Genomic DNA, 13,958 nt, shown 5'->3' with positions numbered 1-13,958 from the left:
CGGCAGCAGGCACCTGCACCGCCTCAGTCGCGCATGGCACGACGCGCGCTGTCGGTGCGCTGCCGGGGATTGCCGACGCTGATTTCAGCATTGAGCACAGCGAGTCCGGCAGGTGAGACAAGGACCGGATTGAAGTACAGCAGGGCGATCTCGGGATGCCGGTCCTTGAGCAGGGCGACGCGCAGAAGCAGTTCTTCGACAGCAGGAATATCCACCGGCGGCAGCCCCTGATAGCCGCGCAGCCGTCTGCTTGCCCGCGGGGTCCTGACCAGCTCGGCAGCGTCCACGGTGGTCAGGGGCGGGATGCCGTGGGCCCAGTCATCGAGCAGGTTGACTGCGTCTCCGGCCAGCCCGAAGGACACCACCGGGCCCAGGAGCGGATCCTCAATGGCCCGGATGACGCAGGCCTGGCCGGCGGGCGCCATGGTCTGGACCTCGAGACCGGGGTCGCCGAACGCTTGCAGTTCGGCACGCATGGCCGCGATTCCGGCACGCAACGCGGGCGCGTCAGCGATGTTGAGCCGGACTCCCCCGAAGTCCAGTCGGTGGCGGAGATTCTCCTCCACCGACTTCAAAGCCACCGGCCACCCGAGCGAATCAGCGGCTTTGACCGCTTCCTCGGGGGAATCAAAGGGAATCGACGGCAGGAGCTCGATTCCGTAGCTAGCCAGCAGTCTGGCGGTTTGAGTGCTGTCCAGACGCCGCAGCCCGACATCCCTCACGTCGGACAGGGCGTGGCCGAGCACGGCGGCGGCGTTGTCGTCATCGATGCCGTCAAGCTCGGCGAAGACACCGTGCTCGCGTTCACGCCACCGGCTGTAGCGAACGACGGCCCCAAGGGCTGACACTGCCGCTCCGGGGCTGCCGAAGCAGGGTACGCCGGCGCCCTCGGCCGGATGTTCCGGCATGGAGGAGCGCCCGTCCCTGTCCGGCCACAGCCCTTCAAGCTGCGCGGCGGAATCGAGCACCCCGGCGAAACAGGCGACCACGGGCTTCCCCGCGGCCGTACCGCATTCGTGCAGCACGGGCAGGATCTGGTCGGGAGCCAGGCCGACCGCGGGGATGAGGGTAAGGACCAGCGAATGGACCGCTGCGTCCTCAAGCGCTTCGCCCAGCGCAGTTCTGAGGGCGGAAAGGGCAACGGACTGGCCCGCATCGAGGTCGAGGTGCGCGTTCATCCGGACGACGTCGAGCTCCTGGGACTCGGCGGCGTCGGCGAGGACCTTGCCCAGCGCAAGTGAGTTGCTGAAGATCGCGACGCCCGGTCCTGACGGGACCGGCTGCCCGACTACGATCTGTGCAACGTCCATCAGCTGCTCGGTAGTTTCGACCCGGATCACGCCGGACTGGCGCAGCATTGCGTCCAGTGCACCGATCGGTGCCTGTGTTGTCCGAACGGCGTGACCCGGCGGCAGTTGCAGCCCCATGACGTCGGACTTGGCGACGATGACGGGCTTCAGCCGCGACAGCCGGCGGGCGATCCTGGAGAATTTGCGGGGATTGCCGATGGACTCGAGGTAGAGAGCAACTGCACGGGTCTTCGGGTCGTCTTCCCAGTACTGCATGGCGTCATTGCCGGAGACATCGGCGCGGTTCCCCGCTGACAGGGCTGAGGACAGGCCAAGGGACCGCCGGCTTGCGGCGGCGTGAAGCATCACGCCGATGGCAGCTGACTGACTGAAGAGCCCCAGCCCTCCGGCTTCCGGCAGGATCGGTGCCATCGACGCGTTCAAGCGGACGCCGGGTTCGGTGTTGATGATGCCGAGCGATGCCGGGCCCACCACGCGCATGCCGTAGGAGCGCGCGCTGTGCACCAGGGCACGCTGGCGTGCCAGCCCCTCGCCGCCGTCGTCCGCGAAGCCTGCCGTGACCACCAGCAGGCCTTTTACGCCGGCCCGACCGCATTCCTCGGTCACGGCGAGGACCTGATCATACGGAACCGCGATCACTGCGAGATCGACGGGGCCGGGCACCTCCCCGATGGAACCGTAGGCCACCATGCCGTTGAGCTCGAAGGCTTCAGGATTCACCCCGGCGACGGGCCCGGTGTAGCCGCCGTCGACGATGTGCTCGAGGAGTGAGTAGCCCACGCTCCCCCAGCTGCGGCTGGCTCCTATCACCGCAACCGACGACGGCGTCAGCAAGGTCTGCATGCTGCGTGCCTCGGCGCGGTGCTCGCGTGCTTCCATGACCGCGCGGGATTTGTCCGTGGGGTCGATGTTGAAGGTGAGTTCCACCACGCCGTCGTCAAAGTGCCGGTCCACCTCGTAGCCTGCTTCGGCGAACACAGTGATCATCTTCCGGTTCTCGGGCAACACCTCGGCGGTGAAGCGCCGGATGCCGTTCTCCCTGGCGGCGGCCGCGAGGTGTTCGAGCAGGATCGATCCCAGTCCCTTGCCCTGGTAGGCGTCCGAGACGTTGAAGGCGACTTCGGCTTCGTCGGGGTCGTCGAGGCGGTCGTAGCGGCCGATGCCGATGATGTCCTGGCCGCGGGTCACCACGAAGGCGACCCGTCCGACGTGGTCAACCTCCGTGAACCGCTTGAGTTCCTTGGCGCTCAAGGAGGACTTGTAGGTGAAGAAGCGGAGGTAGATGGACGCCTGCGACTGCCGCATATGGAAGGCCTGGACGGCGTCCGCGTCGAGGGGCGAAATGGGCCTCAGATGGCCTGTTGAGCCGTCGCGCAACACGACGTCGGCCTCCCAATATTCGGGGTATAGTCCGTCAGCCACCATAGACTCACAGTAGTGGGCGGTTGCGGCTGGCGTCAGCTAAGCACAGTTGCCGCCGGGAGACTGCCGCCGCCAGACTCCACGACTGTTACGCATTCAGCTGCCGAAGGACCCGAAACACCATGGCCAGGCGCCAAGCCACACCACCGGATACGGACTACACCGAGAAGATCATCGACATCGATGTCACCTCCGAGATGGAGGGCTCCTTCCTGGAGTACGCCTACTCGGTCATCTACTCGCGAGCCCTTCCAGATGCCCGTGACGGATTGAAGCCGGTGCAGCGCCGCATCCTGTACATGATGACGGACATGGGTCTGCGACCTGACCGCGGGCACGTGAAATCGGCTCGCGTGGTCGGTGAGGTCATGGGCAAGCTGCATCCCCACGGCGACGCTGCGATCTACGACGCCATGGTGCGAATGGCACAGAACTTTTCGCTCCGGCTTCCGCTGATCGACGGACACGGTAATTTCGGCTCGCTCGATGACGGCCCCGCCGCCGCCCGTTACACCGAGGCGCGGCTCGCCGCAGCAGCGCTCACCATGACTGACCACCTCGGCGAGGATGTCGTCGACTTCGTTCCGAACTACGACAACCAGCTCACGCAGCCGGAGGTCCTCCCTGCGGCGTTCCCCAACCTGCTGGTCAACGGAGCGACGGGCATCGCGGTCGGCATGGCCACGAACATGGCACCGCACAACCTTGGCGAGGTCATCGCGGCGGCCCGGCACCTGATCGACAACCCGGACGCCACCCTCGAAGACGTCATGCGCTTCGTGCCGGGACCCGACCTCCCGAGCGGCGGCAAGATCGTCGGGCTGGACGGCATCCGGGATGCGTATGCGACCGGACGCGGATCCTTCAAGACCCGAGCCACCGTGGAGGTCGAACAGCTCTCCGCGCGCCGCACCGGTCTGGTGGTCACCGAGCTGCCGTACATGGTGGGCCCGGAAAAGGTGATCGAGAAGATCAAGGACGCCGTCACAGCGAAGAAGCTGCAGGGTATCTCGGACATCGTGGACCTGACCGACCGCACCCACGGGTTGCGCCTGGTCATCGAGCTGAAGAACGGCTTCAACCCCAACGCGGTGCTCGCCCAGCTGTACCGCTATTCGCCGATGGAGGACTCCTTCGGCATCAACAACGTCACACTGGTGGACGGCCAGCCGCGCACGCTCGGGTTGCTGGAGCTGCTGCAGGTGTACATCAGCCACCGCATCTCGGTGGTCCGCCGACGCACCGCCTACCGGCTGGGGAAGAAGAAGGACCGCCTCCACCTGGTGGAAGGCCTGTTGATCGCCATCGTAGACATCGACGAGGTCATCCAGATCATCCGGTCCTCCGACGAGGCCGCGGCAGCCCGCGAGCGGCTCATGGCCATCTATGACGTGACCGAAATCCAGGCAAATTACATCCTCGAACTCCGGCTGCGCCAGCTGACCAAGTACTCGCGGATCGAGCTGGAGAAGGAGCAGGAGGAACTGCGCAGGGAAATCGCCGAGCTCGAAGAGATCCTCGGTTCGGAAGAGAAGCTGCGCGGTCTCGTTTCGGATGAACTCGCTGCAATCTCGGAGCAGTTCGCGACCCCGCGGCGTACGGTCCTGCTTGAGTCGGAGGCCAGCGCACCGCTGAAGGGCACAGTGATGCCCACGCCGGCCGGAAATGGAGCAAAGGCTCCCCTGGCGCTGGAGATCGCGGACGACCCCTGCTGGGTCATCCTGTCGACGTCCGGCCAGCTCGCGCGCACGACCGGTCAGGAGCCCATGTCCGACGGCGGACAACGGGTGAAGCACGATGCCTTCACCTCGGTGGTCGCAACCACTGCGCGGGCGGAGATCGGCGCGCTCACCTCCGCCGGGCGCATGCTGCGGCTGCAGGTCGTGGACATGCCCGCTCTTCCTCCCACGAACGGCATTCCCAATCTGGCCGGCGGGGTTGCGGTCAAGGAATTCATCACTCTGGAGCGCGGTGAATCGCTGGTGGGCCTTGTCCCGCTGGACAAATCCTTCGCGATCGGCACAGCACAGGGAGTGGTCAAGCGGGTCGTTCCGGACTACCCGCTGAACCGGGACGACTGGGAAGCGATCACGCTCAAACCCAAGGACAGCGTGGTGGGACTTGCGGCAGCAGATGACGCCGACGAGCTCGTGTTCATCACCCGACAGGCGCAGCTGCTTCGCTTCGCGGCGTCCGGGGTTCGGCCGCAGGGGCGCCTGGCCGGCGGAGTGGCCGGCATAAAGCTCGGGGCAGATGACGCGGTTCTCTTCTTCGGTGCGGTGCGCGGGGAGGATCCTGCCGCCGTCGTCGTTACCATTGCCGCCGGAAGCGAGGCACTGCCTGGCACCACGCCCGGCTCCGTCAAGGTGACGGAATTCGCCGAGTACCCGGCAAAGGGGCGGGCGACAGGCGGTGTGCGCTGCCACCGTTTCCTGAAGGGCGAGGACCATTTGGTGCTGGCCTGGGCCGGGCGTGGACCCGCGCGTGCCGTATCAGCGACCGGTGTAGCGCGGGCGCTTCCCACGGAACATGGACGACGCGACGGTTCAGGAGTTGCGCTCTCGCAGCCGGTCGAGGCGATCGGGCCGAACCCCTTCCCGGAGGGCTAGGACCTTCCGGGGGCGGGTGCGGCTACTCCGGCTGGGCGAGCTGCTTCTCGAACGCCATCGACCGGCGCGTAGGGGTGTATCCCATGCGCTCGTACAGCCCGAGAGCGCCGGAGGGATTCTCCGTGTCCACGCCGAGGGCGGCGTTTTCCATACCGCTTGCCTTGATGCGGCGCATGGCTTCGGCGAGTAGAGCCGGCGCAAGGCGTCGTCCGCGCCAGTTCCGGCGCACGCCCAGCAGTTCGGTGTAGCCCTCGTCGTGCCCGACCAGTTCCTTGGATTCCGGGTCGTAACTGGCGATCTCGTAGGCGGCGACCTCACCGGATGAGTTGTCAATCACGGCCAGGCTCCAGTCAGCGCGGAACTCGGGGTGCGTCACTGTGAACCGCCAGCTTTCCTCGTCGCGCGGTTCGCTTCCCCAGTGGTCCTGGAACGCTTCATTGTGGGCCAGGCGGATTGCCTCTGAGAGGTCGTCGCTGAAGGTCACGATCTCGAACTCCGGGTCGAGGTCGACCTCCGGGATAGGCTCCGACAGATCCCTCGTCATCTCAGTGAACCACCGGACAACGGTGGCGCCCGCGGACTCCATCAGGGCCTGGTGCCCGGGATTGCTCTCTTCGACATACGAGCGGATGAAACCGCCCGTTATCTCTGCGTCCTCCAGCCGCTTGCGCGCGCGCTCGACCTGCCAGTGGTGGATGGATTGGCCGAGACCGCGTCGCCGCCAGGCGGGGTCGACACCGCCGAATACATGCACGAGGTTCGACCCCGGATTGGCACTGATACGTCCGAACGCCCGCGGGATGCCCTCCCCGTCAACTCCGAGGATGGTATCCAGGTCAGGGTTGTTCTTCGACGCCTGAAGGACTTCCTCGAGATCTGCCCGCTGCTCGATCCAGTCGGGCTTGTCCTCGACGGCCATCCGGCGAAGCAATCCCTCCCATCCGTCGATGTCCGCGTCCGAGATGGGCCGCCAGCTCAGCTGCTGGTCGACGGGCGTCAGGTCAGGAGTAGGCATGATCCCAGCGTAGGTGATTGCCTGCGCCGGCGAGCGCAAGTTCAACGCCGGTGTCACAGGTCAGCGCTTCCTCTCGATCGTGGGTGACGAGGAGCACCGGCCTGTCCCCTACGCCCCCGCGCAGATCGTGCAGAAGCCGGGCTGCGCCGTCGGAATCCAGGTGGGCGGTTGGTTCGTCGAGGATCAAAGCCGGCGCTTCAGTCAACAGTGCGCGGGCCACGGCAAGGCGTTGCCGCTGACCGCCGGAAAGCCGGTTTCCGCCCGCCCCGATCCTTGCATCCAGTCCGCCGCTGCGATCACGCACAGTGCCCGCCAGCCCAACGGCGTCCAGTACACGCCACAGCTGTTCGTCGTCGTCTGTGCTGTGCGGACCCCGGGCAAGCAGGAGGTTCGCCCGGACGGATGAATCGAACAGGTAGCCTTCCTGCGGACACCAGGCGGCGGGAAGTCCGTCCTCGCGGTGCGCTTCAGGCTTGACCACATACCGGCCGCGGCTGAGGGGAAGGAAACCGAGCAGGGCGCCGATGAGCGTGGACTTACCGCTGCCGGAGGGTCCGGTGAGCGCGGTCCAGGTTCCGCTGCGCAGCTCGAGGGTCACCCCTTCGACTACCGATTTGCCCGGCTCGTAGCCCACGGCGGCGTCAACCAGCGCAAGCACCGGTGCGTCTGCCCCTGAATGGGACTCAGGGCGCGGCTTTGCCGTACTGCCTCCGTGAGGTGAAGGAGCGAGATGCACGTCGAGCCGCCGGGTCACCGCACCGAGCGGCGCCCACTGCTGCACGGCGCTGACGCCGAGCGCGAACGGCTCGATCAGAGCAAGCTGCATCAGCACGACGACGGCGACCACCTCAGCGGATTGCCCGCCTGACCCTGCGAGGATGGCGATCGCGGTGCTCACACAGCCGAGGATCACGAGCGCCTGGCCTGTACCTGCCGCCCAGGAGCTTCGCCGCAGGCCGCGGGCGGCGCGGGCTTCAAGGCGCGCAAGCCGGTTGAGGGCACGATCCGTGAGGCCGTTGACGGAGACGTCCCGAGACGCCTGTAGGAGACCGGCCGTTTCGGCAAGTGATGCCGCACGCAGCCGAATGCCTGCCGCCCCCGCCGAGCGCTCCGCCAACAGTGCGGCTGCCGGGGCGGCCACAAGCCCGACGGCGATTGCGAACACTTGCCAGCCCACCGCTTCCGGCAGGAGAAGTGCCGTGGTTACGACGGCCGCGAGGCCGGTCAGAACGGCGGTGAGGGGTGGGAACACCGCCCGGGCGGCCGTATCGCGAAGCTCATCGATATCTCCCACGAGCCGCTCGATTCCGCCCGAACCGCGCGAAAGCGAACGCCAGGATTCGGCGCGGCCGAGGAGCACCCGCCATAAGCGGAGCCGGATGTCGTCGGCGGTCCGCAGAATGCTCTCGTGCAACCACAACCGCTCGCAGTACCGCAGGAGTGACCGGCCGATGCCGAAGAAACGGACACCGACGATGGCTGCCAGCAGATACAGGATAGGAGGCTGCTCCGAGGCACGGACGATCAGCCATCCGGAAAGCGCCGTGAGTGCCACAGCGAATGCCGACGACCCCGTTCCGAAGGCGAGTGCGGCGAGGAATCGCGGCGACCAGGGATGCACCAGCGCAAGCGTGCGTCTCAGGGTGGATACGGAAGCAACAGCCCCCGTTCGCACGATAGCGTCCGCGTCCTGATCAACAGGCGTGGCGTTCCCTACCGCGTCGGGCCCCCGACGGCGAGCGGGCGGGGCATCGCCGGGTTCCCCGCCCCGGTCAGAGGAGGCGACCGACGGCGCAAGATCGACCGTGTGGTCAGCGAGCTGCGCTGTCTCGCGGTCATGCGCGATAAGCACGACCGTCACCTTTCCCCTCAGCTTTCTGACGGTGCGGCGGATAACGTTCGAGGTGTCAGCGTCGACATGGGCAGTGGGCTCGTCTAGAAGCAGTGTTCCGCCGTCGGGTCCGACCCGCAGCAGTGCGCGGGCCAGGGCCAGGCGCCGAAGCTCGCCCGGGCTCAGTTCACCGGTGGACTTGTCCAGCAAGTGCAGAGCGCCGACGGCCGCGAGGGCCTCCCGGAGTACATCGTCGTCGGCCTCGGAATGCGCGTAGAAAGCGAGTTCACCGCGAACGGTGTCCATCAACGGTTCCGGATGCTGCGGCACCCAGGCCAGTGGGCCCTGGATTGACCGGACGACGCCGTCGGGCTGGAGTCCGGGTTGGGGCATGCCGGCGAGCAGGCCCATCAGGGTCGATTTGCCCGAACCGCTCGGGCCCCGCAGGGCGGTGATGCTTCCGGGCTCGAGGGTGACGGTGAGGTTGCGCATGATGGGCGCCTCGGCGCCCTCGAAGCGCAGCGTGAGGTTTTCGGTTCCGGCGGGGGCGCCGTCGTGCCTGGGGCTTTCCCGGTGTGACCTCCGTGGAGCGTCGATGATGCCGCGCACGGCGCGCCCTGCTTCCAGCCCGTCGTCACTGGCGTGGTGCGCGGCGCCCACGTCCCGCAGAGGCAGGTAACACTCCGGCGCAAGGATGAGCGCCAGCAGCCCTACCTCGAGTCCCACATCGCCGTGGATGAGGCGCACTCCGACGAAGACGGCGACCACCGCCACCGAGATGGTGCTGATCAGCTCAAGGGCAAGCGAGGACAGGAAAGCCACACGAAGGGTTTCCATGGTGCGTTTCGAGTAGCCGGCCCCGATGTCCTGCAGTGCCCGCGTCTGGGCGCTGGCACGGCCGAGTCCGACTAGTGCGGGGAGGCCACGGGCCAACTCGAGCAGGTGGTCCGAGAGCCTGTCCAGGGACGCTCTTGCCTCGGCGGTCCGGTCCTGTGTGTGCCAGCCGATGAGCACCATGAACACCGGAACCAGCGGAATGGTCACCACGATGATGACGGCGCTCACCCAGTCAGCGAACAGGATGCGCGCACCCACCAGTAGGGGCACGACGGCGCAGGTCATCAGAGCCGGCAGGTACTGGGTGTGGTACTTGTCGAGGCCGTCGAGGCCGCGTGTGAGGAGCACGCTGAGAGCTCCGGTGCCCTGCTTACCGTCCGGGGAACCGCCGTCGGCGAGCACGCGCTTCAACGCTTCGTGGCGCAACTGCTCCTTGACGCCATGGGCCAGGCGTTGCGCGATCCCTTGTTGCGCCCACGCTGCCGCGCCGCGGAGCACTGCACCGGCAAGACCGAGCCACAGCAGGTCCTCAGGAGGCACGGTCCCACCCGCGAAAGCCGCGATACCCCGGGCAACAGCCTCCGCCACCAGGATGAGGCCCGCCGCCCGGACCGCTGCGATGACACCCAGCAGGTAGACGGGCCGGACCGGAACAGAGGTGCCCGCAGGCCCCCGGGCCAGCAGCCGCTCAATCACAGCGGAACCACGGAGTGTGCGTCTGGAATGCTCTGCTCGGTGACACGCTTCCGGAAGACCCAGTAGGTCCATCCCTGGTAGGCGAGGACGAGCGGAACGCCGAAGGCAGCGACGATGCTCATCAGACCGAGCGTGTACGGCGAACTGGACGCATTCTCGACCGTGAGGTTGAACGCCTCATCGAGCGTTGACGGCAGCACCACGGGATAGACGGAGCCGAAGATGCACGCGAGCGACGCGGCCAGTGCCGCACCCAGCCAGCTGAAGCCCCAGCCGTCGCGCCCGGCCCGCTGGGCGAACCATGATGCGGCCGCGGCGCCCACGGCGGCAAGAAGGAGGAGACCTGTCCAGGCCGTTCCGTCGGCGATGTACACCCGGGCGGCCCACACCAGCAACGGTACGACGGCGACCGGCAGCGTCCGCAGCAGCAGCCCGCGTGCCCGCTCACGGATCGGCCCGTCGGTTTTCAGCACGAGAAACGCCAGCGCGTGCACGAGACAGAACAGCACGACGGCGGCCGCGCCGAGGAGCGCGTCGAACGTCAGCCACACGAACGGCCCGCCCACCCGGTCACCGTTCTCGTTCAGGGGTAGACCGGTGGTGGTCAGGGCGAGGGCCGCCCCGATCCCGGCCGCCGACGTGAAGGAGCCGAGGAAGATCGCGAGGTCCCAACGCTGCCGCCACTGGTCGTTGTTCATCTTGCCCCGGTACTCAAATGCCACCGCGCGGAAGATAAGGCCGAGCAGCACAAGGACGAAGGGGACGTAGAGGGTGGAGAGCAGCGAGGCGTACCAGAGCGGGAAGGCGGCAAGGGTGGCGCCGATTGCGGTGACCAACCAGACCTCGTTGCCGTCCCAGACGGGACCGACGGTGTTGAGGAGAAGCCTGCGTTCCCTGTCCGTCCGCGCGAAAAGCTTCATCAGCATGCCGACGCCGAGGTCGAACCCCTCGAGGAAGAGGTAGCCGGTCCACAGCACGGCGACCAGGGTGAACCAGATGGTGGGGAGCATCTCGCTCATGCTTGAAGGTCCTTTCGGCCGGACAGCGTGGGGTTCGGCAGGTCAGTAGGCAAAGGCGAGTACATCGTCGTTGTCCTTCCCGCCCGGAGAGTTCGCGTCGTCGTGCTTGTGGGCCAGTTCCGGCATGGCCGAAGCGACGCCGCCGCGCACGTAGGTGAAGAGCAGCCTGACCTCGACAACCAGCAGGACGGCGTACACCAGAGTGAGCGCGACCAGGGAGAACACGAGTTCTGCCAGTGAGACGCCGGGCGAGACGGCGGCGGCCGTGAACATGAAGACGCCGTCAATTCCGCTCGGATCCGGGTTGGGTGCCACCACGAACGGCTGGCGGCCCATTTCGGTGAAGATCCATCCCGCGGAGTTTGCACCGAACGGGGCGAGGATCCCGAACACCGCAAGGCGCATGAGCCAACGGGATTCAGGGACGGTCCCCTTCCGCAGAATCCACAGCGCAACCAGGGCTGCGAAAGCCGCCATTACGCCGAAGCCGATCATGATGCGGAAGCCCCAGTAGGTGACCTCCATGACGGGAAGGTAGTCAATGTCCATTCCGGCGCGCTCGCCGTACATGGGGTCGTTCGGCAGGGTCTTTCCGTACTGCTCCTCGTATTCGGGCAGGAGCGTATTGACGCCCTTGACCTCCGTGGTGAAGTCGCCGTTGGCAAGGAAGGACAGCAGGCCCGGCACTTCGAAGACCGCCACGATATCGTCACAGTTCTGCGAGCCCAGGTTTCCGACCGAGAGAACGGAGAAGCCTGTCCCGTCGTGACACGCAGCCTCGGCCGCCGCCATCTTCATGGGCTGCTGCTCGAACATCAGCTTCGCCTGCAGGTCGCCTGAGGCGGCAGTGCCGGCGAAGGAAATAAGTGCAACGACGGCGCCGATCCGCGCAGAGCGCAGCCACACGCTGTGGTCAATCGAGCCGCGTGAGCCGGACGGGTCCGAGCCGACGATGACTGCACCGGCGTCGTCGACCGTGTCCAGCCCATCGTGGCGCCGCTTCCAGAGGTGGTACCAGGCGATGCCGAGAAGGAACCCGCCGGCCACGGCAAGTGCGCCGAAGACAGTGTGGGTGAAGGCGACCACCGCGGTGTTGTTGGTGAAGACGGCCCAGGCGTCCACCATGCGTGCGCGACCGTCGACGAGCTCCACGCCGACGGGGTGCTGCATCCAGGAGTTGGCAACGATGATGAAGTAGGCGGACAGGACGGAAGCCAGCACAGCGGCCCAGAGGGAACCCAGGTGAAGGATCTTCGGAAGACGCTGCCAGCCGAAAATCCAGAGGCCGAGGAAGGTGGACTCGACGAAGAACGCCAGCAGCGCCTCCATAGCCAAAGGTGCACCGAACACGTCACCGACGAAGCGGCTGTACTCGCTCCACGCGAGGCCGAACTGGAACTCCTGCACCAGGCCTGTCGCCACGCCCATGATGAAGTTGATGAGAAAAAGTTTTCCCCAGAACTTCGTCATCCGCAGGTAGTGCTCCTTGCCCGTGCGGTACCAGAGCGTCTGCATGACGGCGACGACCAGGCCGAGGCCGATCGTCAGCGGCACCATCAGGAAGTGGTAGACGGTGGTGATTCCGAATTGCCACCGGGCGATTTCAAGTGCTTCCACAGGTCCTCAATTCCTCAAGCACAGGCGATGCGAGCAAGTTCTACACAACGTAGAAAAGCTTCTTCTACGTATCGTAGAACAACTTCCGGCATCACTTCTACATTGCGTAGAACCTTGGCGAAAAAAGTTGTAGATTAAGAGGAGTTGGAACTGGCATCGCAGTCGCGAGCATCCGTCCGCCAACCGAACCGGATCGACAAAGGAAACAAGAATGGCCACGCTCGGTGAACTCGAACGCACAGTGATGGACCTGCTGTGGGGCACCCAGGAGGCCATGACCGCGAATACACTTCGTGACGCATTGGCGCTTGCCCCGGAAGGCACCGCAGAGGGCAAGGACCTCGCAGTAACCACTGTGCTGACCGTACTGTCCCGCCTGGAGAAGAAGGGCCTGGTGGAGCGGGAGCGGGATACCCGCCCGCACCGCTACCGTGCCGTCACCAGCCGGGAAGACCACACCGCCGAACTCATGCATGAGGTTCTGGTGACTGCTCCCGACCGGGAGGCTGTGCTCGCACGCTTCATCGGCAGCGTTTCCGAGAGCGAGGCCCGCACCCTGAGGCGGCTCCTGGGCAGCAACTAGCCCATGTTCTGGGCCTCGCACTTCCTGGCCACGCTTGCCGTGGTTTTGGCGTGGCCTGCTCCCATCGCCCTGTCCCGGGCACAGTGGCCCTCGCGCTCGCCCTTCACGGCGATGATCCTCTGGCAGGCAATAGCGCTCGCAGGCGGACTCTCCATGATCGGGGCGATGCTGGTGTGGGGGCTTGAACCCCTCGGCGATAACCTGCTTGAAGCGCTTCGCGGGCTTTGGGACGTGCTCGTAAACAACCGGCCTGCTGACACTCTCGGACTGATGCACGTGTTCGCGCTCAGCGCAGCAAGTCTGCTGACCGCCCATCTGGTCTTTACACTCCTCATCACGTACGCGCGGATCACACGCCAACGACGCCGGCACCGCAACCTGTTGAACCTGCTCAGCTCCCCCTCGCACACGAACCCCTCAACGGTCGTCATCAAGCACCCGACCCCTGTTGCCTACTGCCTGCCGGGGGGTGCGCGTTCCGTAACGGTTCTCTCGGACGGCCTGATGGGACTGCTCTCCGAGGACGAGCTGCAAGCCGTACTGGTGCATGAGCGCGCGCATCTGAGCCAGCGCCACCACCTGCTGCTGTGGGCGTTCGCGGCGTGGCGTTCAGCGCTCCCCTGGCTCCCTACCTCGCGCCTTGCCCAACGGGCCGTCAACGAACTCATCGAGATGCTCGCCGATGACGAAGCAGTCAAGCAGGTGGACCAGGAAACGCTGGTGGGTGCCATCGCCGTCGTCGCCACCGGCTCGCACGGGCCTACGATCGGAGGATCGAAGCAGACGCTGCCTCAGGGCGCACTCGAGCCGGATCCGGAGCAGGATGATGAGGCGTCGCTGTCCACGGTTCACCGGCTGCACCGCCTGCTGGAACCCAAGCGGCCGCTCTCCCCGCTCCAGTCCTTCTCTGCGCTGGCGACGTCGGCGCTCCTCCTCATGGTGCCGACGGTGCTGCTGGTCGCGCCGGGACTCTTCGTCTGAGCTACCGCTGCAGGCTTCTGCCGGAGCGGATCGTGCAG

At 66.2% G+C, this 13,958-nt stretch carries 8 protein-coding genes; 3 read left to right on the top strand and 5 right to left on the bottom strand.

Annotated elements, in window-relative coordinates; all coding sequences use genetic code 11:
- Positions 1-23 precede the first annotated feature (23 nt).
- Positions 24-2,735, bottom strand: coding sequence for a bifunctional acetate--CoA ligase family protein/GNAT family N-acetyltransferase (locus M1D74_RS07360; protein ID WP_458117007.1), 2,712 nt, complete (start codon positions 2,733-2,735; stop codon positions 24-26).
- 119 nt (positions 2,736-2,854) lie between these two features.
- On the opposite strand from M1D74_RS07360, the gene M1D74_RS07355 reads away from it, so the two are divergent.
- On the top strand, positions 2,855-5,341 hold the full coding sequence (locus M1D74_RS07355) for a DNA gyrase/topoisomerase IV subunit A (RefSeq protein WP_458117006.1): 2,487 nt from the start codon (positions 2,855-2,857) through the stop codon (positions 5,339-5,341).
- A 22-nt stretch (positions 5,342-5,363) separates the two neighbouring features.
- Here the strand turns inward: M1D74_RS07355 and M1D74_RS07350 are convergent, their stop codons facing one another.
- Genes M1D74_RS07350 through M1D74_RS07335 form a run of 4 tightly spaced genes read right to left on the bottom strand, consistent with a single transcriptional unit; the run spans position 5,364 to position 12,356 of the window.
- Positions 5,364-6,356 (bottom strand): GNAT family N-acetyltransferase, encoded by a 993-nt coding sequence (locus M1D74_RS07350; RefSeq protein WP_458117005.1) that lies wholly within the window; start codon positions 6,354-6,356, stop codon positions 5,364-5,366.
- The gene (cydD, locus tag M1D74_RS07345) at positions 6,343-9,720 is read right to left on the bottom strand and encodes a thiol reductant ABC exporter subunit CydD (protein WP_458117004.1); all 3,378 of its coding nucleotides are present in this window, start codon (positions 9,718-9,720) and stop codon (positions 6,343-6,345) included. The genes M1D74_RS07350 and cydD overlap by 14 nt, the downstream gene beginning before the upstream one ends.
- Complete coding sequence (cydB, locus tag M1D74_RS07340) at positions 9,717-10,739, bottom strand: cytochrome d ubiquinol oxidase subunit II (RefSeq protein ID WP_458117003.1); 1,023 nt, start codon at positions 10,737-10,739, stop codon at positions 9,717-9,719. The genes cydD and cydB overlap by 4 nt, the downstream gene beginning before the upstream one ends.
- Positions 10,740-10,781: 42 nt before the next feature.
- Positions 10,782-12,356, bottom strand: a complete 1,575-nt coding sequence (locus tag M1D74_RS07335; protein WP_458117002.1) for a cytochrome ubiquinol oxidase subunit I — start codon at positions 12,354-12,356, stop codon at positions 10,782-10,784.
- 211 nt (positions 12,357-12,567) lie between these two features.
- On the opposite strand from M1D74_RS07335, the gene M1D74_RS07330 reads away from it, so the two are divergent.
- On the top strand, positions 12,568-12,939 hold the full coding sequence (locus tag M1D74_RS07330) for a BlaI/MecI/CopY family transcriptional regulator (protein WP_309071347.1): 372 nt from the start codon (positions 12,568-12,570) through the stop codon (positions 12,937-12,939).
- 3 nt (positions 12,940-12,942) lie between these two features.
- Entirely contained in the window at positions 12,943-13,920 is a 978-nt protein-coding gene (locus M1D74_RS07325; RefSeq protein ID WP_458117001.1) for a M56 family metallopeptidase, read from the top strand.
- The last annotated feature ends 38 nt before the right edge of the window (positions 13,921-13,958 follow it).

Source organism: Arthrobacter sp. D2-10, from assembly GCF_054161285.1.
Note: the sequence above shows the minus strand (reverse complement) of the source record. Positions and strands in the feature narration are given on the sequence as shown.